The sequence below is a fragment of the Burkholderia sp. Bp9031 genome, from assembly GCF_003857965.1.
GTDB lineage: Bacteria > Pseudomonadota > Gammaproteobacteria > Burkholderiales > Burkholderiaceae > Burkholderia > Burkholderia ambifaria_A.
In genome coordinates this window covers 1-26,478 of the sequence record NZ_QTPW01000023.1, presented here as the reverse complement: position 1 = coordinate 26,478, position 26,478 = coordinate 1, and the positions used below count along the sequence as shown (strand labels likewise).

Below are 26,478 nucleotides of genomic sequence, written 5' to 3'. Positions count from 1 at the left end.
GAAGTGCCTCCGTAACAACCGTGCGTCAGACCACCACGGCCTTTTCGATCACGACGTCGTCGGCCGGCACGTCCTGGTGGAAGCCGGCGTTGCCCGTCTTGACGCCCTTGATCTTGTCGACCACGTCCTGGCCTTCGACGACCTTGCCGAACACCGCGTAGCCCCAGCCCTGCGGCGTCGGCGACGAGTGGTTCAGGAAGTCGTTGTCGTTCACGTTGATGAAGAACTGTGCGGTCGCCGAATGCGGATCGTTCGTGCGCGCCATCGCGATCGTGTAGTTGTCGTTCTTCAGGCCGTTGTTCGCTTCGTTGTCGATCGGCGCGTCGGTCGGCTTCTGCTTCAGGCCCGGCTCGAAGCCACCGCCCTGAATCATGAAGCCGTTGATCACGCGGTGGAACACCGTGCCGTCATAGTGGCCCTTCTTCACGTAGTTGAGGAAGTTCTCGACCGTCTTCGGTGCCTTCGCGGCGTCCAGCTCGAGCTTGATCACGCCGTGGTTCGTGTGCAGTTCAACCATGATGAATTCCTTCGGTAAGGCGGTTTAAATGGACGCGCGGCCGGTCGTGCGACGCGGCCGCGTGTGTCGCCGGACGTGCCGGCAGGTGCTTATTTCGAGACGATGCTGGCCGATTCGATCACGACCGGCTGGGCCGGCACGTCCTGCATCGGGCCGCGCGAGGTCGTTGCCACGCCTTCGATCTTCTTCACGACGTCGAGGCCCGACACGACCTTGCCGAACACCGCATAGCCGTTGCCGTCCGGGTTCGGGTAGTCGAGGCCGCTGTTGTCGACCGTATTGATGAAGAACTGCGCGGTGGCCGAGTTCGGATCGCTGGTACGCGCCATCGCGATCGTGCCCGTCAGGTTCTTCAGACCATTGCGGCTTTCCAGCGGGATCGGCGCGCGGGTCGGCTTCTCCTCGAAGTTGGTCTTGTAGCCGCCGCCCTGGATCATGAAGCCCTTGATCACGCGATGGAAGATCGTGCCGTTGTACTGGCCGGCCTTCACGTAATCGAGGAAGTTGGCGACGGACTTCGGTGCCTTCTCCGGGTAGAGCTCGACGCGGATGTCGCCCTGCGAGGTCTTCAGCTGCACGACGGGATGCGCGGTAGCCGATTGCGCGAAAGCAGGCGCGGTCGCGAGAAGGGCGGCGCCGCCAAGCGCCAGCAACAGACGTTTCATTGCGATCCTCAGGTTGGGAGGGAAGGGAGATTGCGCCGCTCGCTTACTGCGACGGCGCGACGTACGGCGCCGTCAGCGCACCCGACGGACCGTTGAACTGGAACGTCGGCGACATCGGCAGCGTGGTGGTGCTCACGTTCGCGGCGGCGCGATCGGTGTATGCGCGCGTGGCCGGCGTGACGGCGCGCGCGTTGGCTGCGGCCTTCGGCGGCGACACGATCTTCTGCAGGTCGGCGAGGCGCTGCGCGGTCGCGCCGCTCGTGCGGCCGAGCGATTGCGCGCGCTTGTACGATTCGGCTGCGAGGCGCAGGTAGAGGTCGCCGAGGTTCTCGTACGCGAGCGAGTAGCTCGGGTTCGATTGCGTCGCGGTGACGAGCGCGCTGCGCGCTTCGTCGTAGCGGCCGTGCTTCGCGTAGAGCGCCGCGAGGTTGTTGTACGGTTCGGGCAGTTCGGGGAAGGCCTGCGTGATCGCGACGAACTGCTGGATCGCGTCATCGTCGCGGTTCAGGCGGGCGAGCACGGTGCCGCGCTTGAACTGCGCCTGTACGTCGTGCGGATTCGCCGCGATGCGCGCGTCGAGTTGCGCGAGCGCCTGCTTCCACTGCTTGCCGGCGATCGACGCGTCGATTTCGGGCGTGCCGTCGGCGGTGGCCGGGGCCTTTTGCGCATGTGCCGCGGGGGCCGCGAAAAGCGTCAGCGCGACGCCCATGACGGCGGTCGCAACGAGGGTCGCAGCGCTCGGCGCGCGGCCGCGATGAGGTTTCATAGGCGTAAATCGGAATGTTATACTCCGAGCCATTCTAACAAAACGTCTGCGCGTTCCGGCGAGCGGCAGACAGTCTTTCTTTGCCTCTCGTGGCCGTCACCGCTGTGCTTGCAGCCTGACCGCCCCATGTGATATCGAGGACGCCCGGCGTCGTGCCGCGGCAGGTGGTCCGTCCGTTTCGCATGCAGGGCGAGCTTCGCCAGGGCGGTTTCCTTCGGCTCACGGTTCATCTCTATGGAATCACTGCGCATCTACAACACGCTCGCGCGTGACAAGCAAGTTTTCGTGCCGCGCCAGTCCGGCGAAGTGCGGATGTACGTATGCGGGATCACCGTCTACGACTATTGTCACGTGGGCCACGCGCGCATGCTGGTCGTGTTCGATCTCGTCCAGCGCTGGCTGCGTGCGATCGGCTATCGGGTCACGTACGTGCGCAACATCACCGACATCGACGACAAGATCATCCGCCGTGCGGTCGAGAACGGCGAGACGATCAAGTCGCTGACCGACCGGTTCATCGGCGCGATGCACGAGGATGAAGCCGCGCTTGGCATCCAGCGGCCCGACATCGAGCCGCGCGCGACGCAGTTCATTGCGCAGATGCTCGGGATGATCGAGAAGCTCGAGACGAACGGCTACGCGTACCAGGCGACCGACGGCGACGTCAATTATTCGGTACGCAAGTTCGCGAACTACGGGAAGCTGTCGGGCAAGTCGCTCGACGACCTGCGCGCGGGCGAGCGCGTCGCCGCGAATGACGCGAAGGAAGATCCGCTCGATTTCGTGCTGTGGAAACGCGCGAAGGCGGAAGATCCGGAAGGCGCGTCGTGGACATCGAAGTACGGGATGGGCCGGCCGGGCTGGCACATCGAGTGCTCCGCGATGGGCTGCACGCTGCTCGGCGAGCATTTCGACATCCACGGCGGCGGGCAGGACCTGCAATTCCCGCACCACGAGAACGAGATCGCGCAGAGCGAAGGCGCGACCGGCCAGACGTTCGTCAATTACTGGATGCACAACGGCTTCGTGCAGGTCGACAACGAGAAGATGTCGAAATCGCTCGGCAACTTCTTCACGATCCGCGAAGTGCTCGAGCGGTACGACGCCGAGGTCATGCGCTTCTTCATCGTGCGCACGCATTACCGGTCGCCGCTCAACTACAGCGACGTGCATCTCGACGATGCGCGCGCGTCGCTCACGCGCTTGTACACGGCGCTGAAGGATGTCGAGCCCGACACGCTCGCGCTCGACTGGAACGAGCCGCATGCGCAGCGTTTCGCGGCCGCGATGAACGACGACATCAACACGCCGGTCGCGGTGGCGACGCTGTTCGAGCTGGCCGGCGAGGTCAATCGCACGCGCGATGCGTCGCTCGCGCGGCAACTGAAGCAGTTGGCGGGCCTGCTGGGCCTGCTCGGCCGCGAACCGCGCACGTTCCTGCAGCAGGGCACTGGTGCCGCGCAGGCAGGCGGGCTCGCAGCCGACGAAATCGAAGCGAAGATCGCCGCGCGCGTCGCGGCGAAGCAAGCGAAGAACTATGCCGAAGCGGACCGGATTCGGGCGGAGCTGCTCGACGCCGGCATCGCACTTGAAGACAAACCGGGCGGATCGACCGAATGGCGTCGCGTATGAGCGCGGTGCGTTCCACTGACCGATCCGTCAGGTAGGAGGCAAGATGGCAACGGCCAGAAAAGCGCCGGTCGGGCGTGCGACTCCGGTCGCCGTGCGTCCGGCAGCCAAGCGCGCGCCAGCGGCGAAGGCGGACGCGACGCGCGCCGCGCCGAACGGCGCGCTCAACGGTCATGCGAAGCCCGCGCGCGCGAAGGGCGCGGAAGCGGCGCAGCCGGAGGTCGCGATGGCGGCCGTCGACGCGGCCCGCAAGGTGCGTACGTCCGATGCGGCAGCCGACGGCGCCGGTGGCGTCGTGCGTCCCGCATACTGGGATAAAGCGTGCGCCGATCTCGTCAAGCGCGACCGCATCCTGAAGAAGCTGATTCCGAAGTTCGGCCCCGCGCATCTCGTGAAGCGCGGTGACCCGTTCGTCACGCTCGCGCGTTCGGTCGTCGGTCAGCAGATCTCGGTGCCGTCCGCGCAAGCGCTGTGGGCGCGCATCGAAGATGCGTGTCCGAAACTCGCACCGCAGCCGGTCATCCGGCTCGGCGCGGACAAGCTGATCGCGTGCGGACTGTCGAAGCGCAAGACGGAATACATTCTCGATCTCGCGCAACACTTCGTGTCCGGCGCGCTGCACGTCGACAAATGGACGTCGATGCACGATGAGGACGTGATCGCGGAACTCACGCAGATCCGCGGCATCAGTCGCTGGACGGCCGAGATGTTCCTGATCTTCAACCTGTCGCGGCCGGACGTGCTGCCGCTCGACGATCCGGGCCTGATCCGCGCGATCAGCGTCAATTACTTCAGCGGAGAGCCCGTCACGCGCAGCGAAGCGCGCGAAGTGGCTGCCAACTGGGAACCGTGGCGTACCGTTGCGACCTGGTACATGTGGCGCAGCCTCGACGCGCCTGACGCCGATTGATGGCTATCGGGTTTTAAACATCAATAGTTGATAGCCGATCTTGCACATCGCCCGCGCGGGTAGAATACGCGCTGCCGCAAGACCCAAGGATTCGAACACATGAAGACCACGTTTCTGGATTTCGAACAGCCGATCGCCGAACTCGAGGCCAAGATCGAAGAGCTGCGATTCGTGCAGGACGACTCGGCTGTCGATATTTCGGAAGAAATCGAGCGGCTGTCGAAGAAAAGCCAGCAACTGACGAAGGACCTCTACGCGAACCTGTCGCCGTGGCAGGTCTCGCAGATCGCGCGGCATCCGCAGCGTCCGTACACGCTCGATTACGTTGCGGAACTGTTCACCGATTTTCACGAACTGCATGGCGACCGCGCATTTGCGGACGACCTGTCGATCGTCGGCGGTCTCGCGCGCTTCGGCGGCCATCCGTGCATGGTGATCGGCCACCAGAAGGGCCGCGACACGAAAGAGCGCGCGGCGCGCAACTTCGGGATGCCGCGCCCGGAAGGCTATCGCAAGGCCGAGCGCCTGATGCGTCTCGCCGAGAAGTTCGGGCTGCCGATCTTCACGTTCGTCGATACGCCGGGCGCATACCCGGGCATCGGCGCGGAAGAGCGCGGGCAGTCGGAAGCGATCGGCCGCAACCTGTACGTGATGGCCGAACTGAAGACGCCGATCATCACGACCGTGATCGGCGAAGGCGGTTCGGGCGGCGCGCTCGCGATCGCCGTGGCCGACACCGTGATGATGCTGCAGTTCTCGACCTACTCGGTGATTTCGCCGGAAGGCTGTGCGTCGATTCTGTGGAAGAGCGCAGCGAAGGCGCCCGAGGCCGCGGAAGCCCTGGGCCTGACCGCCCATCGCCTGAAGGCGCTCGGCCTGATCGACAAGATCATCAACGAGCCGCTTGGCGGCGCGCACCGCGATCCGAAGGGCATGGCCGCATTGCTGCGCCGCGCGCTCGCCGATTCGCTGCGCCAGTTCCAGGGCATGAGCATCGATGCGCTGCGCGAGCGCCGCTTCGAGCGCCTGATGGCCTACGGCAAGTTCAAGGAAACCACGCCCGGCGCATGACCGGCGTGTTCACATCGCGCGCCGTCCGGCGCGTGTCCGTCTCGTGATCCCCCCGACCGAATTCTCCGCCGACCGCGTCGTACTCGATGCGGTCGGCGTTGCGCTTGCCGATCTGCCGGCGGATGCGCGCATCGCGATCGCATACAGCGGCGGCCTCGACTCGACGGTGCTGCTCGACGCGGCCGTGCGCGTCGCGGGCGCGGCGCGCTGCGTCGCGCTGCATGTGCATCACGGCTTGAGCGCGAACGCCGACGCATGGGTCGCGCACGCGCGCGCGACGGCAGAGCGACTCGGCGTCGCGTTCGAATCGGAGCGTGTCGACGTGCCGCGCGACAGCGGCCTCGGCATTGAGGCGACCGCGCGCGAGCGCCGATATGCGGCGCTCGATGCGATGTGCGAGCGCCACGGCGTGGCGGCGCTCTGGGTCGCACAGCATGCGGACGACCAGGCCGAGACCGTGCTGCTGCAGTTGTTGCGCGGTGCAGGAATCGCGGGTCTGGCCGCGATGGCGCCGCGCTATCGCCCTGACGGCGCGAGCGTCGAGCGCGTGCGTCCGCTGCTGCGCTTGTTGCGTGCGCAACTGGAACGCTATGCGGTGCAGCACGAGCTCGCGTGGATCGACGACGAATCGAACGGCGACACGCGCTATGCGCGCAATGCATTGCGTATCGACGTGCTGCCGCCGCTCGCCGTGCATTTCCCCGGCTTTCGCGATGCGCTGGGCCGTGCGGCCCAGCATGCGGCCGCCGCGCAGCGGCTGCTCGACGATCTGGCCGAACTGGATTTCGCCGGTGCCGCGCGCGACGACGGCCGCGCGCTGTCGCGCGATGCGCTGGTCGCATTCGACGACACGCGCGGCGCGAACCTGCTGCGGTTCTGGATGCGCCGGCTCGGCTTGCCCGGCGCGTCGGCAGGCCGGCTCGCGAACATGATGCGGCAACTGCGTGCTGCGCACGACGCGCACGCGCTGCGGGTCGATCACGCGGGACAATGCCTGCGGCTCTATCGCGATACCGTGTACTGGGAGGCGGGCGGCAGCGCCGAGCCGGCCGACGACGGTACCGGAACGCCGCATCCCGAGTCTTCACTTGTATGGGACGGACAGGAAGTCTGGCATGTGCCGGCGTGGCGCGGCACGTTCGTGTTCGCGCCGGCCGAGGCAGGAAGCGACGGGGCGGTGCCGGAGGCGCTGCTGCGCGGCGCGCCGCTCGCCACGCGGGCTCGTGCGGGCGGCGAGCGGCTGCGTACGTCGCCCGGCGGGCCGGGGCGCACGCTGAAGAATCTGTTTCAGGAGCGTGGCGTGCCGGCCTGGCAGCGCGACGTGCCGCTGCTATTCGCGGGCGACCGGCTCGTGTACGTGCCGCGGCTCGGCGTGAATCATGGCGACGGGCTTTCCGGCGACGGGCTATCCGGCGACGGCGGATGGCGCCGGATCGAATGGCGTCCCGACCTGTTGATCGCGTAGCGGCGGCCCGCTTCCGGCGAGATGATCGCGCGCCGGTTTTCACCATTTGGTAAACGGCGCCGGAACGCTCGCCAAACCGGCGAGCGGCTTGTCAAGCGGGCCTCTATCGGGTACGCTCGGTCGTTTGCTCGGCTCGATTTTTGAGCGTTTTGTGCAGGTTTTCCGCGTGACGTACCCGGTTTGCGCGGCCTGATCGGCCTTCCGGGCAAAATCCGTCACGCTTGCGTGTTGCGTCCCAGCCGTCCCCCTCGTCGTCCGTCCACAGCCACAAGCCGCGTGACCGAACGGCAACGCGGCCTGCCCAGCGCACCCGTGCGGTTTCTCCTCCAGTTCAGAACGACAATGGCACTCATCGTACACAAATACGGCGGCACTTCGATGGGCTCGGTCGAGCGCATCAAGAACGTCGCGAAACGCGTCGCAAAATGGCATCAGGCCGGGCACCAGATGGTGGTCGTGCCGTCCGCGATGTCCGGCGAAACCAACCGTCTGCTCGGTCTCGCGAAAGAGATTTCGAGCCAGCCGAGCCCGCGTGAGCTCGACATGATCGCGTCGACCGGCGAGCAGGTCAGCGTCGGCCTGCTGTCGATCGCGCTGCAGGAAATCGGCGTCGAAGCCGTGAGTTATGCCGGCTGGCAAGTGCCGATCAAGACGGACAGCGCGTTCACGAAGGCGCGTATCCACTCGATCGACGACGAGCGCGTGAAGGCCGATCTGAACGCAGGCAAGGTCGTGATCATCACGGGCTTCCAGGGCGTTGATCCGGACGGCCACATCACGACGCTGGGCCGTGGCGGCTCGGACACGTCGGCGGTGGCGGTCGCGGCCGCGCTGGATGCCGAAGAGTGCCTGATTTACACGGACGTCGACGGCGTCTACACGACCGACCCGCGCGTGGTCGAAGAGGCGCGACGCCTCGACCGCGTGACGTTCGAGGAAATGCTGGAAATGGCCAGCCTCGGCTCGAAGGTCCTGCAGATCCGCTCGGTCGAATTCGCCGGCAAATACCAGGTGAAGACGCGTGTGCTGTCGAGCCTGACCGATCCGCTGATTGCGCTCGACGAAGAAATGCGCTCGGGCACCCTGATTACTTTTGAAGAAGACGAGACCATGGAAAAGGCAGTCATTTCCGGCATCGCGTTCCAGCGCGACGAAGCACGCATTGCGGTGATGGGTGTGCCCGACAAGCCGGGCATCGCGTATCAAATCCTCGGCCCGGTCGCCGACGCGAACGTCGACGTCGACATGATCATCCAGAACCAGAGCGTCGAAGGCAAGACCGACTTCACGTTCACGGTCGGTCGCGGCGATTACCAGAAGGCGATGGACATCCTCACCAACCAGGTGCAGGGCCATGTGAGCGCCGAGCGCGTGCAGGGCGACCCGAAGGTGTCGAAGGTGTCGGTCGTCGGCGTCGGCATGCGTTCGCACGTGGGCGTCGCGAGCAAGATGTTCCGCACGCTGTCGGAAGAGGGCATCAACATCCAGATGATCTCGACGTCCGAAATCAAGATTTCGGTGCTGATTGACGAGAAATATATGGAGTTGGCCGTCCGCGCGCTGCACAAGGCATTCGAACTCGACCAGGCAGCGTGAATTTTTTGTGATGCATTGAAGAAAATGCATCACGGAAATTGACGGGCGGTTCGAAACCCTATATTATTTCGTTCTCGTCGCACTGCCTCCCTGGTGCGAGCGAAAGTTTGGGAGACGTGGCCGAGAGGTCGAAGGCACTCCCCTGCTAAGGGAGCATCTGGGCCAAAACCTGGATCGAGGGTTCGAATCCCTCCGTCTCCGCCAAAAGCGGTGACAAAGCCCCGCAAGTTCTCGGACTTGCGGGGCTTTTTCTTTTTTGGTTCTTTTCCTCGCTCCCTTTCCTGACTTGCCCTCGGTGCCACGCTTCGTCCGGACAGCCAATCAATGCTCAACGCGAGCGACGAGCATGCGCTAAATAGGCGTATCCTCCCGCGCGGCTCACGTTGGAGTTCCGGCGGGCATGCATTCCGTACGGACCATCCTTTCGTATCGACCTGTCGACGGGTTCGTCGACAATCACGAGCGTTATGCGCGGGGCTGCGGCTACCGGCACGCGATCGTCGACGGCACGCACGTGTACGGCGGGCGCCAGCAGGTGATTCACAAGACCCACGCGATCAACGCGCAGCTCGTCGCGATGGAGCCGGGCGTATTGCTGCTCGCACTCGTCGACGATGCGGCGCGCGTTTGGCAGGGCGAGCAGCCGCGGGCGATGGACGGCTGGCGGGCCGCGCAGCAACGAACGTGCGAGCCCGCGCGGCACCTGAACCCCGCGCGCAGGCATCGCGTTCGGGAGCTTGCACACGTCGCACATTGGCGGTTACGGCGATGTTCACGAAGAGAACTTCGTTCGCTACTGCACGCGACACGGCTATGCGTACCACGCGTATCGCGCCCGCCCGCGTTCCTGCCTGCCGGCGTCAATGCGAACCGGGCGAAAATTCCCCGCGCAACACAACCACTATCGTGCGGTGACGATGCGCGTGTGGGACAGGCTGAGCCATCAGCGTCAGCTGAATACGCTGCGGCCCGTGTTGCCAATCGCGGCAATCGGCATTCATTGAAATAAAAACGAAAGGTTATATGTAAGGATCGAATCGCTTTCATTCATCGATCCCCACATTCTGTTCTTGCGCATCGAAGCATCGATTTTTTGGAAAAAATGCGGCATCGCACCGATTCGAGCGATCGACGTCGCTTCGTAATACAAAAAATTACTCATAGAAATCAGATGTCTATCGGTATGCAGCGAAACGAGGATCTGTTGCGATGCAAAAAATAATCAATCGCCTTATGCTGGTTAACCCGATTGCGCTTGAGCGGCGTCAAGTTTTGCCCTGATTCCGCTTTACATTTTGCCAACATTGACGATCCACGAAATCTATCTGTCGATTTGATTTCGTTCCCTTCGTCACGCCTGTTCCCGATGCAGTGCGCGACTCTCTCAAGGCCTGTTGACATGCATGATTTCCCTTTCCTGAGCCTGGCGATCTGGGTTCCGATCCTGTTCGGCGCGTGCCTGCTGCGCGCCGGCTCCGACCGTCATCCGCATCGCACGAGACTGATCGCGCTCGTCGGCGCACTGGCGGGGCTGGCGGCGGTCGTGCCGCTCGTCGCCGGATTCGATTCGCACTCGGCCGCAATGCAGTTCGCCGAAGCGCGCGACTGGCTGGCGGCCTTCAACGCCGGCTGGCGCGTCGGGATCGACGGCGCGTCGCTGTGGCTCGTCGTGCTGACCGCTTTCACGACGCTCGTCGTCGTGATCGCTTCGTGGGAGTCGGTCACGGTGCGCATCGCGCAGTACTACGCGTCGTTCCTGATTCTGTCGGGGCTGATGGTCGGCGTGTTCGTCGCGCAGGACGGGCTGTTGTTCTTCATCTTCTTCGAGGCGACGCTGATTCCGCTGTACCTGCTGATCGGCACGTGGGGCAGGGAGCATCGCGTCTACGCAGCCGTGAAATTCTTCTTCATCTCGTTCGCGGGCTCGCTGCTGCTGTTGATGGCGATGCTGTACCTGTTCGCGAAGTCGCATACGTTCGACATGAACGCATGGCGCACGCTGCAGCTCGGCTTCGCGCCGCAGTTGCTGGTGTTTCTCGGTTTCTTCGCCGCGTTCGCGGTCAAGGTGCCGATGTGGCCGGTTCACACGTGGCTGCGCGACGTCTATACGGACGGTCCGACGGGCGCCGCGCTGATGCTCGCGATGCTCAAGCTCGGCGGTTACGGCTTCCTGCGCTTCGCGCTGCCGATCACGCCGGACGCGAGCCACTTCTTCGCGCCGGCCGTCATCGCGCTGTCGCTGTTCGCGATCGTCTACGCGAGCCTGATCGCGCTCGCGCAGACCGACCTCGGCAAGCTGCTCGCGTATTCGACGGTCGCGCACATGGGGATCGTCACGCTCGGGCTGTTCCTGTTCAATCAGATCGGCGTCGAAGGCGCGATCGTGCAACTCGTGTCGTACGGCTTCGTCGCGGGTGCGATGCTGCTCTGCGTGAGCGTGCTGGTCGATCGCACGAAGCAGCGCGAGATCGCCGCGTACGGCGGCGTGGCGGGCGTGATGCCGCGCTTTGCGACGTTCGCGCTCCTGTTCGCGATGGCCAACGTCGGCCTGCCGGGCACGTCCGGCTTCGTCGGCGAGTTCATGGTCATCATGGGCGCGATTCGCGTCAACTTCTGGATCGGGGCAATCGCGGCGCTGACGCTGATCCTCAGCGCGTCGTACACGTTGTGGATGGTCAAGCGCGTCGTGTTCGGCAAGATCGCGAGCCCGCGCATCGCGAAGCTCGCCGACCTGAGCCGTCGCGAGATCGTGATGTTCGCGTCGCTCGCGCTGATCGTGCTGATGGTCGGCGTCGATCCGAAGCCGTTTACCGATGCGATCGATCCGACCGTCGCACGGTTGATCGACGACGCGAGCCATTCGAAGCTGCCGGCCGGTGACGGCGTCGCGCCGACGCAGCCGGCGTACATGGCATCGGCGCGCGGCTGATCGCATGACATCGCGTAGAACGGCCGCATCGCGCGACGATGCGGCCGTTCTACGCACATCCATCGGGGCGGCGCGGGCGGTGTCCCCCCGGCTTTCTGCCGGTGTCCGGTCGGCTCGCGGCCGGCTTCCGGCTGCGTGAAATCGCCCCCCGCGACAATCTGTCTCACAGCAGATTTTGCAATGATGATTTGCCGCATCCGCCGGTTTTTCATCGCGCCCGCGCGACGTATGATTCGGCCACTTTCGTGGATCGAATGCGCATCGGGCATACGCAACGGATTCAATGACCCTCGGGCTGTGTGATGAAAAGAAGAGCTTCAAAAGGCTGGACGGCGCTGATGTCGATCGGCGCGGCGCTGAGTCTGTCAGGTTGTAATTTAGATGTACTAAATCCGAAAGGAAGCGTCGGCGCCGCCGAAAAGGCGCTGATCGCAACCTCGACATGGGCGATGCTGATCGTCGTCGTGCCGGTGATCCTGCTCACGCTGTGGTTCGCGTGGCGCTACCGCGCATCGAACCGCAACGCCGCCTACGCGCCAAACTGGTCGCACTCGACCGCGATCGAGGTCGTGATCTGGACGGTGCCGACGCTGATCATCCTGTTCCTCGGCGTGCTCACGTGGAAGACCACGCACGAGCTCGATCCGTACAAGCCGCTCGAGTCGGCGGTGAAGCCGATCGACGTCGAGGTCGTCGCGCTCGACTGGAAGTGGCTGTTCATCTATCCGGAACTCGGCATCGCGTCGGTGAACCAGCTCGCGATTCCGGTCGGCACGCCGGTGAACTTCCGCATCACGTCGGATTCGGTGATGAACTCGTTCTTCATTCCGCAGCTCGGCGGCCAGGTCTACGCGATGGCAGGCATGCAGACACGCCTGCACCTGATCGCCGACGAAGCCGGCGACTACGCGGGCACGTCCGCCAACTTCAGCGGCCGCGGCTTCTCCGACATGAAGTTTCGCACGCTCGCCGAGCCGCGCGAGCAGTTCGACGCATGGGTGCAGAAGGTGAAGGCCTCGCCCGAGCGACTCGACGCGACCGTGTACGGCACCGTCGCGCAGCCGAGCGAGAAGGCGCCCGTGCGCTACTTCTCGTCGGTCGATCCGCGGCTCTTCCACAACATCATCGCGAAATACAACGATGGCCACGTCCTCGACCTGAAGGACGCCGCCTGCGGCACGAAGGGGTAACGCATGTTCGGCAAACTCACACTATCGGCGATCCCGTTCGATCAGCCCATCATCATGGTGGCCGGCGCCTTCATGGGCCTGGTCGTGCTGGGCATCCTCGCCGCGCTGACGATCACCGGCCGCTGGAAGTGGCTGTGGACGGAATGGTTGACGACAGTCGACCACAAGAAACTCGGCGTGATGTACATCATCGTCGCGCTGATCATGCTGCTGCGCGGTTTTGCCGACGCGATCATGATGCGCATGCAGCTCGCGCTCGCGTACAACGCGCCCGGCTACCTGCCGCCGCACCACTATGACCAGATCTTCACCGCGCACGGCGTGATCATGATCTTCTTCATGGCGATGGTGTTCATGGTCGGCCTGATGAACCTGGTCGTGCCGCTACAGATCGGCGCGCGTGACGTCGCGTTCCCGTTCATCAACTCGCTCTCCTTCTGGATGACGGCGGTCAGCGCGATCCTGATCAACGTGTCGCTCGTGATCGGCGAGTTCGCACAGACGGGCTGGCTCGCCTATCCGCCGCTGTCGGAGCTGCAGTTCAGTCCGGGGGTAGGGGTCGACTACTACCTGTGGGCGCTGCAGATCTCGGGCGTCGGCACGCTGCTGACCGGCGTGAACTTCTTCGTGACGATCATCAAGATGCGCGCGCCCGGCATGACGCTGATGAAGATGCCGGTGTTCACGTGGACGGCCCTTTGCACGAACGTGCTGATCATGGCGTCGTTCCCGATCCTGACCGCGACGCTCGCGCTGCTCGGCCTCGACCGCTATCTCGGCATGCACTTCTTCACGAACGAAGCCGGCGGCAACGCGATGCTGTACCTGAACCTGATCTGGGCGTGGGGCCATCCGGAGGTGTACATCCTGATCCTGCCGGCGTTCGGCATCTTCTCGGAAGTCATCGCGACGTTCTCGAAGAAGCCGCTGTTCGGCTACAAGACGATGGTGTACGCGACCTGCGCGATCATGGTGCTGTCGTTCCTCGTGTGGCTGCATCACTTCTTCACGATGGGTTCCGGTGCGAACGTGAATGCGTTCTTCGGCATCATGACGATGATCATCGCGATCCCGACCGGCGTGAAGGTGTTCAACTGGCTGTTTACGATGTACCGCGGCCGGATCGAATTCACGACGCCCGTGCTGTGGACGATCGGCTTCATGGTCACGTTCACGCTCGGCGGCATGACCGGCGTGATGATGGCGATCCCGGGCGCGGACTTCGTGCTGCACAACAGCCTGTTCCTGATCGCGCACTTCCACAACGTGATCATCGGCGGCGTGCTGTTCGGCTATCTCGCGGGCTTCAACTACTGGTTCCCGAAGGCATTCGGCTTCAAGCTGAACGAGAAGCTCGGCAAGGCTGCGTTCTGGTTCTGGCAGGTCGGCTTCTACGTCGCGTTCGTGCCGCTCTACGTGCTCGGCTTCATGGGCATGACGCGTCGCCTGAACCACTACGACAACCCGGCGTGGCATCCGTGGCTGCTGGTCGCCGCGTTCGGCGCCGTGCTGATCGCGATCGGCATTGCCTGCCAACTGCTGCAACTGGTCGTTAGCATCCGCAACCGCAACCTGCCCGAGTACCGCGACACCACGGGCGATCCGTGGGGCGGCCGCACGCTGGAATGGGCGACCTCGTCGCCGCCGGCCGACTACAACTTCGCGGTGATTCCGCAAGTGCGCACGCTGGACGCGTACGCCGACATGAAGGCACGCGGCGACGGACGGCCGAACCCGGCGACGATCCGCGACATCCACATGCCGTCGAATACGTGTGCGGGCCTCGTGATCGCGATCTTCAGCCTGGTGCTCGGCTTCGCGCTGGTGTGGCACATCTGGTGGATGGCGATCGGCGGCCTGGTCGGCATCGTCGCGACGCTCGTGGTCTACAGCTCGCGTGACAACGACGGCTACTACATCCCGGCGTCGAAAGTGCGCAAGATCGAAGAGAAGCAACCGGCGGTGCGCGTGGCCACGCGTGTCGACGACGTGGAACTGGAGGCCAACTGATGTTGCAGAAAACCTTGAGCGCAACCCTGCTCGAGCACGACGACCATCCGCCGTCGCACTCGGTGTTCGGCTTCTGGCTGTACCTGATGACCGACTGCGTAATCTTCGCGGCGCTGTTCGCGACGTTCGCCGTGCTCGGCAACCAGTACGCGGGCGGTCCGACCGCGAAGGACCTGTTCGACATTCCGGGCGTCGCGGTGGAAACCGCCGCGCTGCTGCTGTCGAGCATCACCTACGGCTTCGCGATGCTGGCCGCGTACAAGCAGCGGCGTGGCGCGCTGCTCGCATGGCTCGCGGTGACGTTCGTGCTCGGCGCGGCGTTCCTTGCGATGGAACTGCGCGAGTTCTCGCACCTGATCGCGGAAGGCGCGGGCCCGCAGCGCAGCGCGTTCCTGTCGGCGTTCTTCACGCTGGTCGGCACGCACGGGCTGCACGTGACGGCAGGCCTTCTGTGGATGATCGTGCTGGCCGGACAGATCGTGCTGCGTGGCGGCGACCTGACCGATCGCGACCTGCGGCGCCTGACGTGCCTGAGCCTCTTCTGGCACTTCCTCGACATCGTGTGGATCTGCGTGTTTTCCTTTGTCTATCTCGCGAGCGTGATCTAAATGGCCCATTCGCATTCGTCTCAACTCGAAGAAGGGCACGGCAGCGTCGGCGGCTATGTCGCCGGTTTCATCCTGTCGGTGCTGCTCACAGCCGCGTCGTTCGGCCTCGTGATGGGCGGCGTGTTGTCGCCGCACGCATCGCTGATCGCGCTGGCTGCGCTTGCATTCGTGCAGATCGTCGTGCACCTCGTGTACTTCCTGCACATGAACGGTTCGTCCGGCCAACGCTGGAACGTGATGGCGTTCAGCTACACCGTGTTGACCGCGGCGATCCTGATCGTCGGCACGCTATGGGTGATGCACAACGTCAGCATGAACATGATGTCGCGCTGAGCGACATCTCGGCGCAGCGCGCTGGCCATGAAGAAGCGGCACGCGGCACGCGAGTGCCGCTTTTTTTTCGTCCTCGACACCCGGCCAAGCGCCTCGACGTTGCCGGCAGCTCGAACGCGAGCCGGAACGCAGTATGATTCGGCGCGCGGGTGCGCCGCCGCGTGCCGGGCGCGAAGGCCCGCCGGGCGGGGCGAAGAAGGCGTGCCTCGTGCGGGTCGGCCCGTCAATTGTTACAAGACGTTAGCGGGCGCTTCCGGTTGCGATGCCGCGCATCAGTTCTTACAAACTTGAAATATGCGTAGACGGCGCTTGCCGTTATAGTCGAATCACACATGAAACAACTCGAAGAGGAATCCATGAAGACTTTGCGTGTTGCCTCGCTCTTGACCGGTATGACGGCCTTGCTCGTGTCGGGCGCAGCAATGGCGGGAGTCAATGTCGGGATCAACGTCGGCGTGCCGGCTCCAGTCTACGTCGCACCCGCGCCCGTGTATGCGCCGCCGCCTCCGCCGGTCGTCTACCAGCCGGCGCCTGTATATGCCCCGGCGCCCGTCTACGCGCCGGCACCGGCGATCGTGATCGGCTGGCACGGCGATCGCTACTGGGACGGCCGCCGCTACTGGGGCCGCGACGAGTGGTATCGCCATCACGGTCGTGGCTGGGGCGGCGAGCATGGCCACGGTCACTGGGATAACGGCCGCCACAACGGCTGGCGCTGATCGACAGATTGCGCATGCGTGACGCGTGCGCAACAGGAGCAAGAAAACCGCCTGCGTGGCGGTTTTCTTTTGCTTGCGCAGGCTGCGTGCGGACGTCGCGGCGCGGCAAGGTCACGCACGAACGGGCCGCAAGCTGGCTCGGTGTCGAATTGAATGGGTAGAATCGACCTACGTTCCATCCCTCAATCGACCGACAGGGCCTCTATGACGAAGGGTTCGCACCGGGCCGCCGCCGCGCGCATCCGTTTCGCCGCCGCGCATGCGGTACGGGCCGCCGGCCGCACGGCGGCAGTATGGGCAATACAGGCGGTACTGGCCGCGACGGCCGCGCATGCGGCCTATGCGATCGCGCAGTACGGCGAGCCGAAATATCAGCCGGGCTTCAAGCATTTCGACTACGTGAACCCGGACGCCCCGAAGGGCGGCACGCTCGTGCTCGCGAACCCGAACCGGCTCACGTCGTTCGACAAGTTCAATCCGTTCACGATGCGCGGCAATTCCGCGCCGGGCATCGACATGCTGTTCGAGAGCCTCGCGACCGGTAGCTCGGACGAACCGGCGTCCGCCTACGGGCTGCTCGCCGACGACATCGAGATCGCGCCGGACCGCCGCTCGGTCACGTTCCACCTGAACCCGCGCGCGCGCTTCTCGAACGGCGACCCGGTCACGGCCGACGACGTCAGGTTTTCGTTCGACACGCTGAAGAGCAAGCAGGCCGCGCCGCAGTTCGGCGCGTATTTCGCCGAAATCGCGAAGGCTGTCGTGATCGACCGCGCGACCGTGCGGTTCGAATTCCGCAGCGCGAACCGCGAGCTGCCGCTGATCGCCGGCGGCGTGCCGGTGTTCTCGCGCAAGTGGGGGCTGCGCGCGGACGGTACGCGGATTCCGTTCGACCAGCTCGCGTTCGAGCAGCCCATCGGCAGCGGCCCGTACCTGATCGAGCGCTACGACAACGGCCGCACCATCACGTACCGGCGCAATCCCGCTTACTGGGGTGCCGACCTGCCGGTACGGGTCGGCACCAACAACTTCGAGCGGATCGTCTACAAGCTGTACGGCGACGGCGTCGCGCGGCTCGAGGCGTTCAAGGCCGGCGAGTACGACGTGCTGGTCGAATACATTGCGCGCAACTGGACGCGGCGCGACGTCGGCAAGCGCTTCGACAGCGGCGAGCTCGTCAAGCGCGAATTCCGCCAGCACAACGGCGCAGGCATGCAGGGTTTCTTCATGAACCTGCGCCGGCCGCTGTTTCGCGACGTGCGCGTGCGCCAGGCGCTCGATCTCGCGTTCGACTTCGAATGGCTGAACCGCCAGCTGTTCTATGGCGCGTACACGCGCCTCGACAGCTATTTCGCCGACACCGACCTGCAGGCGACCGGTATGCCGGGCCCGGGCGAGCTGAAGCTGCTGGAACCGTTGCGCGGGCAGCTCGACCCGGCCGTGTTCGGCCCCATGGTCACGCAACCGAGCACGAACCCGCCGGGGTCGCTGCGCACGAACCTGCTGAAGGCGCGCGCGCTGCTCGCGCAGGCCGGCTGGACCTACCGCGACGGCGCGCTGCGCAATGCGCAGGGCGAGCCGTTCACGTTCGAGATCCTCGACGATTCGGGCGCGGCGATGGAGGGCATCGTGACCGCCTACCAGCGCAACCTCGCGAAGCTCGGCATCGACGCGCGCTTTCGCACGGCCGATTACGCGCTGCTGCAAAAGCGGCTCGACGCGTTCGACTACGACATGACGACGGTCCGCCTGCCGGGCGTGCAGGTGCCGGGCGCCGAGCAGTTCTCGCGCTACGCCAGCAGGTTCGCCGACGAGCCGGGCTCCGATAACATCATCGGCCTGAAGTCGCCGGCCGTCGACGCGCTGCTGCATGCGCTCGGCGCCGCGCAGACGCGCGACGACCTGCTCGACGCGACGCATGCGCTCGACCGCGTGCTGATGCACGGCTATTACGCGGTCCCGCAGTGGTACAGCACGACGCACCGGATCGCCTACAAGCGCACGCTCGGCTATCCGCAGACGCTGCCGCTGTACTATTCGGCCGAGGGCTGGGTCGTGTCGACCTGGTGGGCCAAGCCCGATCACTGAAGCCTGCCGGCCCTTCGTTCAACCCAGCCTATCGATCGCGAGTCGCCGCCCTATGTGGAGCTACATCCTCAAACGCCTGCTGCTGATGATCCCGACGCTCGTCGGCGTGCTTACGCTCACGTTCGTCGTGATCCAGTTCGTGCCGGGCGGCCCGGTCGAACAGGCCGTGCAGGAACTGCGCAAGGGTGCGACGGAGCAGGGCGCGGCGCCGTTCGGGATGCGCGCGCATACGGGCGTCGACGCGCAGCAGCTCGCGCAGCTCAAGGCGCTGTACGGCTTCGACAAGCCGCCGCTCGAGCGGTACTGGCTGATGCTGAAGCGCTTCGCGCGCTTCGATCTCGGCGACAGCTACTTCCGCCACCAGAGCGTGTGGTCGCTGATCGTGCAGAAGCTGCCGGTGTCGATCAGCATCGGGCTGTGGACGTTCTTCGTCACCTATCTGATCTCCGTGCCGCTCGGCATCGCGAAAGCCGTGCGCAACGGCTCGCCGTTCGACGTCGCGACGAGCCTCGTCGTGCTGGTCGGCTATGCGATTCCGGGTTTCGTGCTCGGCGTGCTGCTGCTTGTGCTGTTCGGCGGCGGCTCGTTCTGGCAGCTGTTCCCGCTGCGCGGGCTCACGTCGGACAACTTCTCGCAGCTGTCGTCAATCGGCAAGGTGCTCGACTATCTATGGCACATCGCGCTGCCGATCACGGCGTCGGTCGTCGGCAGCTTCGCGGTCGTCACGATGCTCACGAAAAACGCGTTCCTCGACGAGATCCGCAAACAGTACGTGCTGACCGCGCGCGCGAAAGGGCTCGCCGAGCGCACGGTGCTGTGGAAGCACGTGTTCCGCAACGCGATGCTGCCGCTGATCGTGGGCTTTCCGGCCGCGTTTATCGGCGCGTTCTTCACCGGCAGCCTGCTGATAGAGACGCTGTTCTCGCTCGACGGCCTCGGGCTGCTGTCGTACGAGTCGGTCGTGCGGCGCGACTACCCGGTCGTGCTCGGCACGCTGTACCTGTTCACGCTGATCGGGCTCGCGACCAAGCTGATCTCCGACCTCTGCTACGTGTGGGTCGACCCGCGCATTCAATTCGACAACCTGGAGCGCTGACATGAAACGATCCATCCGCATGCCTGGCGTGATCGGGCGAGGTGCGCGATGAACCGGGCTGTCGTGTCGTCCCGCATCGACGCTGCGCGTGCGCGCGTGTCGCCGTCGCCCGCGCGCCGCGTCTGGCAGCGCTTTCGTCAGCAGCGCCTGGGCTACTGGAGCTTCGTGATCTTCGTCGTCGCGTTCGCCGCGAGCCTCGCGGCGCCGCTGTGGTCGAACGACAAGCCGCTCGTCGTGCGCTATGACGACCACTACTATTTCCCGATGTTCCATGCGTACCCGGAGACGACCTTCGGCGGCGATTTCCCGACGCCGGCCGACTATCTCGACCCATACGTGCGCAAGCGGCTCGAGGCGCCGGGCAACTTCGTCGTCTATCCGCCGAACCGCTATTACTACGACACGCTGAACTACTTCTCGAGCGTGCCGAACCCGGCGCCGCCGTCGCGCGCGAACTGGCTCGGCACCGATGCGCAGGGGCGCGACCTGCTCGCACGGCTCGTGTACGGGTTCCGCGTGTCGGTCGAGTTCGGATTGATCCTGACCGTGATCGGCACGCTGCTCGGGATCGCCGCCGGCGCGGTGCAGGGCTTCTTCGGCGGGCGCATCGACATCGTCGGGCAGCGGCTGATCGAGATCTGGAGTTCGTTGCCCGAGCTGTATCTGCTGATCATCTTCGCGTCGATCTTCGAGCCGAGCTTCCTGCTGCTGATCGTGCTGCTGTCGCTGTTCGGCTGGATCGGCCTTGCCGACTACGTGCGCGCCGAGTTCCTGCGCAACCGCACGCAGGACTACGTGCGCGCGGCCCGCGCGATGGGGCTCACGAACTGGCAGATCATCTGGCGCCACGTGCTGCCGAACAGCCTGACACCCGTGATCACGTTCCTGCCATTCCGGATGAGCGGCGCGATCCTCGCACTCACGAGCCTCGACTTCCTCGGGCTCGGCGTGCCGCCGCCGACGCCGAGCCTCGGCGAACTGCTCGCGCAGGGCAAGGGCAACCTCGACGCGTGGTGGATCTCGCTGTCGACGTTCGGCGTGCTGGTCGCGACGCTGCTGCTGCTGACCTTCATGGGCGACGCGCTGCGCAACGCGCTCGACACGCGGATCGCCGACTCGGTGCGCGCGGCGGGAGGCCAGCGATGAGCGACACGGTCGTATCGAACGCGGGCGAACCGCTGCTGTCGCTCGAGCATCTGCACGTGCGCTTCGGCGACACGGTGGCCGTCGACGACGTGACGCTCGCGATCGGCCGCGGCGAGCGCGTCGCGCTCGTGGGCGAGTCGGGGTCGGGCAAGAGCGTGACCGCGCTGTCGATCCTGCGGCTGCTCCGCGATGCAGACGTGAGCGGCACGATCCGCTTTGCCGGGCACGACCTCGCCGGCAAGAGCGAGCGCGAGATGCGCGGGCTGCGCGGCTCGGACATCGCGATGATCTTCCAGGAGCCGATGACGGCGCTCAACCCGCTGTATACGATCGGCGCGCAGATCGGCGAGACGATCGTGCTGCACGACGGCGTGGGCGCCAGCGAGGCGCGCAAGCGCGCGATCGCGTTGCTCGCGCGCACGGGCATCGCGGAGCCGGAGAAGCGCGTCGACAGCTACCCGCACCAATTGTCGGGCGGCCAGCGGCAGCGCGCGATGATCGCGATGGCGCTCGCATGCCGGCCGCGCCTGCTGCTCGCGGACGAGCCGACCACCGCGCTCGACGTGACGATCCGCGCGCAGATCGTCGACCTGCTGCTCGAACTGCAGCGCGAGGAGGCGGAAAAGCGCGGGATGGCGATCCTGCTGATCACGCACGACCTGAACCTCGTGCGGCACTTCGCCGAGCGGGTGGCGGTGATGGAGCGTGGCAAGCTGGTCGAAAGCGGGCCGGTCGAGCGGATCTTCGCGGAGCCGGAGCATCCGTATACGCAGCGGCTGCTGAACAGCCGGCCGCAGCGGGCGGTCGTGCCGGTGATGCCGATCGCGCCCGTCGTGCTCGATGCGCGCCACGTCAGCGTGCAGTTCTCGCGCAAGCGGCCGGGCTTCGCCGGGTGGTTCGGCACGATGCCGGTGACGGCGGTCGCGGACGTGTCCGTGTCGGTGCGGCAGGGCGAGACGCTCGGGATCGTCGGTGAATCCGGCTCGGGGAAGTCGACGCTCGCGATGGCGCTACTCGGGCTGCAGAAGACGGCGCACGGCGAAATCGAATTCCAGGGGCGCGCGCTGTCGACCTATCGCGGCCGCGAACAGACGGCGCTGCGCTCGAACATGCAGGTCGTCTTTCAGGATCCGTTCAGTTCGCTGTCACCGCGCCACACGATCGAGCGGATCGTCGGCGAGGGGCTCGAGCTGCATCGCCCGGAACTGACGCCGGACGCGCGCCGCGCAAAGTCGCTGGCCGTGTTGCGCGAAGTCGGCCTCGATCGCACGGTGCTGCATCGCTATCCGCACGAATTCTCGGGTGGCCAGCGCCAGCGGATCGCGATCGCGCGCGCGCTCGTGCTGGAGCCGCGCATCCTGATCCTCGACGAACCGACGTCCGCGCTCGACGTGTCGATCCAGCAGCAGGTGCTCAAACTGCTCGCGAATTTGCAACAGAAATACAACCTCGGCTATGTATTCATCAGCCACGACCTGGAGGTGATCGGCGCGATGGCGCACCGCGTCGCGGTGATGCAGGGCGGGGCGATCGTCGAGTCCGGCGACGTGTCCGATATCTTCACGAAGCCGTCACATCCTTACACACAAAAGCTGTTGAAAGCGGTCTGGAAAGCGTGATAGGCGTTCAATGGTCTGACTATCTCGATTGTATTTTTCAATTTGTTTTGACAAACGATTACGCGCTGGCTAGTATCGACCGAAATTTTCCGCCAATCAGCTGATTTTTAAGCAAATTCCATCGACCAATGCAGCATCGATCCCTGACCCAGGCATGTGCGCGCACCCTCGCCGGGCTGTTCATCGGCGCCCTGTTCGCAGCAGCTCCCGGCGCGTTCGCCGACGAAGTCAGCAGTTTTAATCAAAATGTCACCAATTCGACTCAGATCGGGTCGGGTTCCTCCCTCCAGCAGACCAACGCGCAGCCGTCGACGGGCGGTGCTAAGTCGTTCCTCGCCGGCATGGCCGGCAAGGCAGGCGACGTGGTCGTCGGTGCGCTGAACATGATCGGCGTGCGCTATCGCTGGGGCGGCAACTCGCCGGACTCGGGCCTCGACTGCAGCGGCTTCGTGCGCTACGTGTTCCAAGACACGCTCGGCATGTCGCTGCCGCGCCGTGCGGAAGAAATGAGCCGCGTCGGCGAGAAGGTCAGCATGAGCAACCTCAAGCCGGGCGACCTCGTGTTCTTCAATACGATGCGCCGCACGTTCTCGCACGTCGGCATCTACATCGGCGACAACAAGTTCGTGCATTCGCCGTCGACGGGCAGCACCATTCGCGTCGACGATCTCGACAACGGCTACTGGGAAAAGCGGTTCACCGGCGCGCGCCGGATCGAATCGGAGTTTCCGATGAAGGCCGACGACCTGCGCCAGCGCGTGCGCGCGACGATCGGCGACGACGCGGCGAACGGCAGCAACTGACGCTCGCTGGCGTTCCGCCGGATCGAAAAACCCCTGTCACCGAAAGGCGGCAGGGTTTTTTGTTTTGGGGTGCAAGAAAACGGCAGGCGGCGCCGCAGTTGGCGGCGCGCACCGCGAGGCCGCTTACGCCGCCGCAACGCCGCGGGCTGCCGCGAGCTTGCGCTGCAGCTCGGGCATGATGCGCGCGACGGCTTCCTCGCCCGCGAGGATCGCCGCGTTGCGCTGGTTGAAGTCGCTGCCGCCCATCGCCGCGAGGTTCGGGCGGATCACGACGTCCGCATACTTGTCGAGCTCGTAGGTCTTGATCGTCTGGCCCATGATCGTGAAGGTCTGCAGCAGCATCTCGATCGGGTTGCTGGTCGCCGCGCCGTCCGGCCGCGACGAAATGTCGACCGCGATCACGAAGCTCGCGCCCATCTTGCGCGCGAACGACGCAGGTACCGGGCTGACGAGGCCACCGTCGACGTACTCGCGGTTACCGATCTTCACGGGCTCGAACACCGACGGCACGCTGCACGACGCGCGCACGGCGAGCCCCGTATTGCCCTGCTGGAACAGGATCGGCTGGCCATTCTGCAGGTCGGTCGCGACGATGCCGAGCGGCTTCGCCATCTTTTCGATCGGCCGGTTGCTGAGCGTCTTGTTCAGGAAGTTCTGCAGCGCGACGCCCTGCAGCAGCCCGCGCGAGCGGAACGGCAGTGCCCAGTCGCTGATCGCCGCCTGATCCATGTCGAGCGCGATCTTGTTGATCTGCAGCCCGCTCATCCCGGACGCGTAGAGCGCGCCGACCACCGAGCCCGCGCTCGTGCCCGCGACGATGTCGACCGGGATGCCGCGCGCCTCGAGCGCCTTCAGCACGCCGATGTGCGAGAAGCCGCGGGCGGCGCCGCCGCCAAGCGCGATGCCGATCTTCACGGACTTTTCGTGAGACTGCGTGGAATTCGCGCCATTGTCGGAGCGGGATTTGTCGCCGAACGACGTGCAGGCGGCGAGGCTGGCGGACGCGCACGCGATCGTGAAGTGACGGCGCGACAGGCGAGGGGACGACATCGGTTGGTTCTCCGGCGGCTTGGCGGCGGGCCGTGCGGCCCGCGGCGGCGATAGGTTCCGAGCGGCCGCGCGGCATGAACCGTGCGGCCGGCGCGGCGCCGGCTGGCGGCCGCGGCGCGCACATCATAAAGCAAGCGGCGCGCTTGGCGCGAAGACCGGCGCGAGTATAATTCCGGCTTCTTTCCCGTTCCGGGCGCGGCCGGCCCCATTGCTGTCCGGGCTGCCGCCGTCGATCCCGCGTCGAATCATTCATGCGCCCCAGGCGTTCGAGTTACCGTTTATGACCCGTCCTGTCCGTACCCGCTTCGCGCCGAGTCCCACCGGCTTCATCCACCTCGGCAACATCCGCTCCGCGCTCTATCCGTGGGCGTTCGCCCGCAAGATGAAAGGCACGTTCGTGCTGCGTATCGAGGATACCGACGTCGAACGTTCGTCGCAGGAAGCCGTTGACGCGATCCTCGAAGGGATGCAGTGGCTCGGCCTGGATTTCGACGAAGGCCCGATCTACCAGATGCAGCGGATGGACCGCTATCGCGAGGTGCTCGCGCAGATGCTCGAGAAGGGCCTCGCGTACCCGTGCTACATGTCGGCCGAGGAGCTCGACGCGTTGCGCGAGCGGCAGCGCGAGGCCGGCCTCAAGCCGCGCTACGACGGCACGTGGCGTCCGGAGCCGGGCAAGGTGCTGCCCGAGCCGCCGGCCGGCGTGAAGCCCGTGCTGCGGTTCCGCAATCCGCTGACCGGCACGGTCGTGTGGGATGACGCGGTGAAGGGGCGTGTCGAGATCTCGAACGAAGAACTCGACGACCTCGTGATCGCGCGTCCGGACGGCACGCCGATCTACAACTTCTGCGTGGTCGTGGACGACATGGACATGAACATCACGCACGTGATCCGCGGCGACGACCACGTGAACAACACGCCGCGCCAGATCAACATCCTGCGCGCGCTCGGCGGTGAGCCGCCCGTCTATGCGCACCTGCCGACCGTGCTGAACGAGCAGGGCGAGAAGATGAGCAAGCGGCATGGCGCGATGAGCGTGATGGCGTATCGCGATGCGGGCTTCCTGCCGGAGGCCGTCGTCAACTATCTCGCGCGCCTGGGCTGGTCGCACGGCGACGCCGAAATCTTCACGCGCGAACAGTTCGTCGAATGGTTCGACCTCGAGCATCTTGGCAAGTCGCCGGCGCAGTACGACCACAGCAAGCTGAGCTGGCTGAATGCCCATTACATCAAGGAAGCCGACAACGCGCGCCTCGCCGCACTGGCGAAGCCGTTCCTCGACGCGCTCGGCATCGAGGACGCAGCGATCGCGACGGGCCCCACGCTCGACGCGGTGGTTGGCCTGATGAAGGATCGCGCGACGACGGTCAAGGAGATTGCCGAAGGCGCCGCGATGTTCTACCGCGTGCCGGCGCCGGACGCCGACGCGCTCGCGCAGCACGTGACCGATGCGGTGCGCCCGGCGCTGGCCGACCTCGTCGCCGCACTGAAGACGGCCGACTGGACGAAGGAAGCGGTGTCCGCCGCGCTGAAGGCAACGCTCGCCGCACACAAGCTGAAGATGCCGCAGCTCGCGATGCCGGTGCGCCTGCTGGTGGCGGGCACGACGCATACGCCGTCGATCGACGCGGTGCTCGTGCTGTTCGGTCGCGATGTCGTGGTGTCGCGTATCGAGGCTGCGCTGGCCTGAGGTTGGGGCGGAGGGCGAGGCCGTTCGCATGTGACGTCGCGGCGGCTTCGCAAAAAAATTCGCTCGAATCGCAAAAAGGGTATTTACAAGTTCAAATTCGGTCCATATAATCTCATTTCTGTTCTGCAAGGGGGTATAGCTCAGCTGGGAGAGCGCTTGCATGGCATGCAAGAGGTCAGCGGTTCGATCCCGCTTACCTCCACCATCAGAACAGAATGGATTGATTTGCGAAGCAGCGGTGGCAGTAATAAATGCTTCACAAAATGATTTAAAGCAGTTAGAATTTCGGCCTTCGCTGTTGACGGTAAGTGAATAGCGAAAGTCAGACAGATCTGAAAAGATTATGTCCCCTTCGTCTAGAGGCCTAGGACATCACCCTTTCACGGTGAGTACAGGGGTTCGAATCCCCTAGGGGACGCCAAGATTCAGCGGCGTTTCATAGAAGTGTCGCGAGGCTTGCAGGAACGTAACCGACGTCCTGCAGGTAACGGTGCAGAAAGTTGGAGCGGTAGTTCAGTCGGTTAGAATACCGGCCTGTCACGCCGGGGGTCGCGGGTTCGAGTCCCGTCCGCTCCGCC

22 protein-coding genes, 4 tRNA genes and 1 pseudogene are annotated in these 26,478 nt (G+C 65.0%); 21 read left to right on the top strand and 6 right to left on the bottom strand.

Annotated elements, in window-relative coordinates; genetic code table 11:
• Positions 1-25 precede the first annotated feature (25 nt).
• From DIE15_RS25380 to DIE15_RS25370, 3 genes are all read right to left on the bottom strand, one after another.
• On the bottom strand, positions 26-517 hold the full coding sequence (locus tag DIE15_RS25380) for a peptidylprolyl isomerase (RefSeq protein WP_006751616.1): 492 nt from the start codon (positions 515-517) through the stop codon (positions 26-28).
• 89 nt (positions 518-606) lie between these two features.
• On the bottom strand, positions 607-1,182 hold the full coding sequence (locus DIE15_RS25375; RefSeq protein WP_034188904.1) for a peptidylprolyl isomerase: 576 nt from the start codon (positions 1,180-1,182) through the stop codon (positions 607-609).
• 43 nt (positions 1,183-1,225) lie between these two features.
• The gene (locus tag DIE15_RS25370) at positions 1,226-1,948 is read right to left on the bottom strand and encodes a tetratricopeptide repeat protein (protein ID WP_057925194.1); all 723 of its coding nucleotides are present in this window, start codon (positions 1,946-1,948) and stop codon (positions 1,226-1,228) included.
• 234 nt (positions 1,949-2,182) lie between these two features.
• Between DIE15_RS25370 and cysS the strand changes: the two genes are divergently transcribed.
• From cysS to tilS, 4 genes are all read left to right on the top strand, one after another.
• On the top strand, positions 2,183-3,580 hold the full coding sequence (cysS, locus tag DIE15_RS25360) for a cysteine--tRNA ligase (RefSeq protein WP_057925193.1): 1,398 nt from the start codon (positions 2,183-2,185) through the stop codon (positions 3,578-3,580).
• A 43-nt stretch (positions 3,581-3,623) separates the two neighbouring features.
• Positions 3,624-4,487: a DNA-3-methyladenine glycosylase gene (locus DIE15_RS25355; protein ID WP_057925192.1), complete on the top strand. Its 864-nt coding sequence runs from the start codon at positions 3,624-3,626 to the stop codon at positions 4,485-4,487.
• Between the two features lie 99 nt (positions 4,488-4,586).
• Entirely contained in the window at positions 4,587-5,558 is a 972-nt protein-coding gene (locus DIE15_RS25350; protein ID WP_006478433.1) for an acetyl-CoA carboxylase carboxyltransferase subunit alpha, read from the top strand.
• 43 nt (positions 5,559-5,601) lie between these two features.
• Positions 5,602-7,023, top strand: coding sequence for a tRNA lysidine(34) synthetase TilS (tilS, locus tag DIE15_RS25345; protein WP_124834645.1), 1,422 nt, complete (start codon positions 5,602-5,604; stop codon positions 7,021-7,023).
• A 122-nt stretch (positions 7,024-7,145) separates the two neighbouring features.
• On the opposite strand, the pseudogene DIE15_RS38185 reads toward tilS, so the two are convergent.
• Positions 7,146-7,383, bottom strand: a pseudogene (locus DIE15_RS38185) (hypothetical protein); the annotation flags it as partial.
• Between DIE15_RS38185 and DIE15_RS25340 the strand changes: the two are divergent.
• Positions 7,366-8,619, top strand: a complete 1,254-nt coding sequence (locus DIE15_RS25340; RefSeq protein ID WP_040144529.1) for an aspartate kinase — start codon at positions 7,366-7,368, stop codon at positions 8,617-8,619. The pseudogene DIE15_RS38185 and the gene DIE15_RS25340 sit on opposite strands and share 18 nt — an antisense overlap.
• Positions 8,620-8,729: 110 nt before the next feature.
• A tRNA-Ser gene (locus DIE15_RS25335) sits at positions 8,730-8,823 on the top strand.
• 124 nt (positions 8,824-8,947) lie between these two features.
• Here DIE15_RS25335 and DIE15_RS37150 read toward each other — a convergent pair.
• Positions 8,948-9,373 (bottom strand): hypothetical protein, encoded by a 426-nt coding sequence (locus tag DIE15_RS37150; protein WP_185734547.1) that lies wholly within the window; start codon positions 9,371-9,373, stop codon positions 8,948-8,950.
• Between the two features lie 645 nt (positions 9,374-10,018).
• Between DIE15_RS37150 and DIE15_RS25320 the strand changes: the two genes are divergently transcribed.
• From DIE15_RS25320 to DIE15_RS25270, 11 genes are all read left to right on the top strand, one after another.
• Positions 10,019-11,548: an NADH-quinone oxidoreductase subunit M gene (locus DIE15_RS25320; RefSeq protein ID WP_124834643.1), complete on the top strand. Its 1,530-nt coding sequence runs from the start codon at positions 10,019-10,021 to the stop codon at positions 11,546-11,548.
• 302 nt (positions 11,549-11,850) lie between these two features.
• Positions 11,851-12,738: a ubiquinol oxidase subunit II gene (gene cyoA, locus DIE15_RS25315; protein ID WP_124834642.1), complete on the top strand. Its 888-nt coding sequence runs from the start codon at positions 11,851-11,853 to the stop codon at positions 12,736-12,738.
• Positions 12,739-12,741: 3 nt separating this feature from the next.
• Positions 12,742-14,748, top strand: coding sequence for a cytochrome o ubiquinol oxidase subunit I (gene cyoB, locus DIE15_RS25310; RefSeq protein ID WP_057925187.1), 2,007 nt, complete (start codon positions 12,742-12,744; stop codon positions 14,746-14,748).
• Positions 14,748-15,356: a cytochrome o ubiquinol oxidase subunit III gene (gene cyoC / locus DIE15_RS25305; RefSeq protein ID WP_006759068.1), complete on the top strand. Its 609-nt coding sequence runs from the start codon at positions 14,748-14,750 to the stop codon at positions 15,354-15,356. Before cyoB ends, cyoC begins: the two co-directional genes overlap by 1 nt.
• Positions 15,357-15,689 (top strand): cytochrome o ubiquinol oxidase subunit IV, encoded by a 333-nt coding sequence (gene cyoD, locus DIE15_RS25300; RefSeq protein ID WP_006759069.1) that lies wholly within the window; start codon positions 15,357-15,359, stop codon positions 15,687-15,689.
• Between the two features lie 356 nt (positions 15,690-16,045).
• Positions 16,046-16,408, top strand: a complete 363-nt coding sequence (locus tag DIE15_RS25295; RefSeq protein WP_057929785.1) for a hypothetical protein — start codon at positions 16,046-16,048, stop codon at positions 16,406-16,408.
• 204 nt (positions 16,409-16,612) lie between these two features.
• Entirely contained in the window at positions 16,613-18,496 is a 1,884-nt protein-coding gene (locus tag DIE15_RS25290; protein ID WP_124834641.1) for an extracellular solute-binding protein, read from the top strand.
• A gap of 52 nt (positions 18,497-18,548) precedes the next feature.
• Complete coding sequence (locus DIE15_RS25285) at positions 18,549-19,592, top strand: microcin C ABC transporter permease YejB (protein ID WP_057929751.1); 1,044 nt, start codon at positions 18,549-18,551, stop codon at positions 19,590-19,592.
• A 48-nt stretch (positions 19,593-19,640) separates the two neighbouring features.
• The gene (locus DIE15_RS25280) at positions 19,641-20,738 is read left to right on the top strand and encodes an ABC transporter permease (protein WP_057929752.1); all 1,098 of its coding nucleotides are present in this window, start codon (positions 19,641-19,643) and stop codon (positions 20,736-20,738) included.
• Positions 20,735-22,357 carry an ABC transporter ATP-binding protein gene (locus tag DIE15_RS25275; protein ID WP_057929753.1) on the top strand — a complete coding sequence of 541 codons (1,623 nt, stop codon included), beginning with the start codon at positions 20,735-20,737 and terminating at the stop codon, positions 22,355-22,357. Before DIE15_RS25280 ends, DIE15_RS25275 begins: the two co-directional genes overlap by 4 nt.
• Before the next feature lie 128 nt (positions 22,358-22,485).
• Positions 22,486-23,160, top strand: a complete 675-nt coding sequence (locus tag DIE15_RS25270) for a C40 family peptidase (protein ID WP_057929754.1) — start codon at positions 22,486-22,488, stop codon at positions 23,158-23,160.
• Positions 23,161-23,283: 123 nt separating this feature from the next.
• Here DIE15_RS25270 and DIE15_RS25265 read toward each other — a convergent pair whose 3' ends face one another.
• Positions 23,284-24,210: a patatin-like phospholipase family protein gene (locus tag DIE15_RS25265; RefSeq protein ID WP_124834640.1), complete on the bottom strand. Its 927-nt coding sequence runs from the start codon at positions 24,208-24,210 to the stop codon at positions 23,284-23,286.
• Between the two features lie 280 nt (positions 24,211-24,490).
• On the opposite strand from DIE15_RS25265, the gene gltX reads away from it, so the two are divergent.
• The 4 genes from gltX to DIE15_RS25245 all read left to right on the top strand — a co-directional run bounded on the left by gltX (position 24,491) and on the right by DIE15_RS25245 (position 26,476).
• Positions 24,491-25,900, top strand: coding sequence for a glutamate--tRNA ligase (gene gltX, locus DIE15_RS25260; protein ID WP_057929786.1), 1,410 nt, complete (start codon positions 24,491-24,493; stop codon positions 25,898-25,900).
• 129 nt (positions 25,901-26,029) lie between these two features.
• Positions 26,030-26,105: transfer RNA gene (locus DIE15_RS25255), tRNA-Ala, on the top strand.
• A gap of 140 nt (positions 26,106-26,245) precedes the next feature.
• Positions 26,246-26,321, top strand: a tRNA-Glu gene (locus tag DIE15_RS25250).
• 81 nt (positions 26,322-26,402) lie between these two features.
• A tRNA-Asp gene (locus tag DIE15_RS25245) sits at positions 26,403-26,476 on the top strand.
• Positions 26,477-26,478 lie beyond the last annotated feature (2 nt).

Coding starts and splice junctions, on each gene's coding strand:
- DIE15_RS25320 (WP_124834643.1), top strand. CDS start 10,019: ATGCATGATTTCCCTTTCCTGAGCCTGGCGATCTGGGTTCCGATCCTG.
- DIE15_RS25350 (WP_006478433.1), top strand. CDS start 4,587: ATGAAGACCACGTTTCTGGATTTCGAACAGCCGATCGCCGAACTCGAG.
- DIE15_RS25340 (WP_040144529.1), top strand. CDS start 7,366: ATGGCACTCATCGTACACAAATACGGCGGCACTTCGATGGGCTCGGTC.
- cyoA (WP_124834642.1), top strand. CDS start 11,851: ATGAAAAGAAGAGCTTCAAAAGGCTGGACGGCGCTGATGTCGATCGGC.
- gltX (WP_057929786.1), top strand. CDS start 24,491: ATGACCCGTCCTGTCCGTACCCGCTTCGCGCCGAGTCCCACCGGCTTC.
- DIE15_RS25355 (WP_057925192.1), top strand. CDS start 3,624: ATGGCAACGGCCAGAAAAGCGCCGGTCGGGCGTGCGACTCCGGTCGCC.
- DIE15_RS25375 (WP_034188904.1), bottom strand. CDS start 1,182: ATGAAACGTCTGTTGCTGGCGCTTGGCGGCGCCGCCCTTCTCGCGACC.
- DIE15_RS25265 (WP_124834640.1), bottom strand. CDS start 24,210: ATGTCGTCCCCTCGCCTGTCGCGCCGTCACTTCACGATCGCGTGCGCG.
- DIE15_RS25295 (WP_057929785.1), top strand. CDS start 16,046: ATGAAGACTTTGCGTGTTGCCTCGCTCTTGACCGGTATGACGGCCTTG.
- DIE15_RS25290 (WP_124834641.1), top strand. CDS start 16,613: ATGACGAAGGGTTCGCACCGGGCCGCCGCCGCGCGCATCCGTTTCGCC.
- DIE15_RS37150 (WP_185734547.1), bottom strand. CDS start 9,373: ATGTGCGACGTGTGCAAGCTCCCGAACGCGATGCCTGCGCGCGGGGTT.
- cyoC (WP_006759068.1), top strand. CDS start 14,748: ATGTTGCAGAAAACCTTGAGCGCAACCCTGCTCGAGCACGACGACCAT.
- DIE15_RS25280 (WP_057929752.1), top strand. CDS start 19,641: ATGAACCGGGCTGTCGTGTCGTCCCGCATCGACGCTGCGCGTGCGCGC.
- DIE15_RS25370 (WP_057925194.1), bottom strand. CDS start 1,948: ATGAAACCTCATCGCGGCCGCGCGCCGAGCGCTGCGACCCTCGTTGCG.
- cyoB (WP_057925187.1), top strand. CDS start 12,742: ATGTTCGGCAAACTCACACTATCGGCGATCCCGTTCGATCAGCCCATC.
- DIE15_RS25275 (WP_057929753.1), top strand. CDS start 20,735: ATGAGCGACACGGTCGTATCGAACGCGGGCGAACCGCTGCTGTCGCTC.
- cyoD (WP_006759069.1), top strand. CDS start 15,357: ATGGCCCATTCGCATTCGTCTCAACTCGAAGAAGGGCACGGCAGCGTC.
- DIE15_RS25285 (WP_057929751.1), top strand. CDS start 18,549: ATGTGGAGCTACATCCTCAAACGCCTGCTGCTGATGATCCCGACGCTC.
- cysS (WP_057925193.1), top strand. CDS start 2,183: ATGGAATCACTGCGCATCTACAACACGCTCGCGCGTGACAAGCAAGTT.
- DIE15_RS25380 (WP_006751616.1), bottom strand. CDS start 517: ATGGTTGAACTGCACACGAACCACGGCGTGATCAAGCTCGAGCTGGAC.
- DIE15_RS25270 (WP_057929754.1), top strand. CDS start 22,486: ATGCAGCATCGATCCCTGACCCAGGCATGTGCGCGCACCCTCGCCGGG.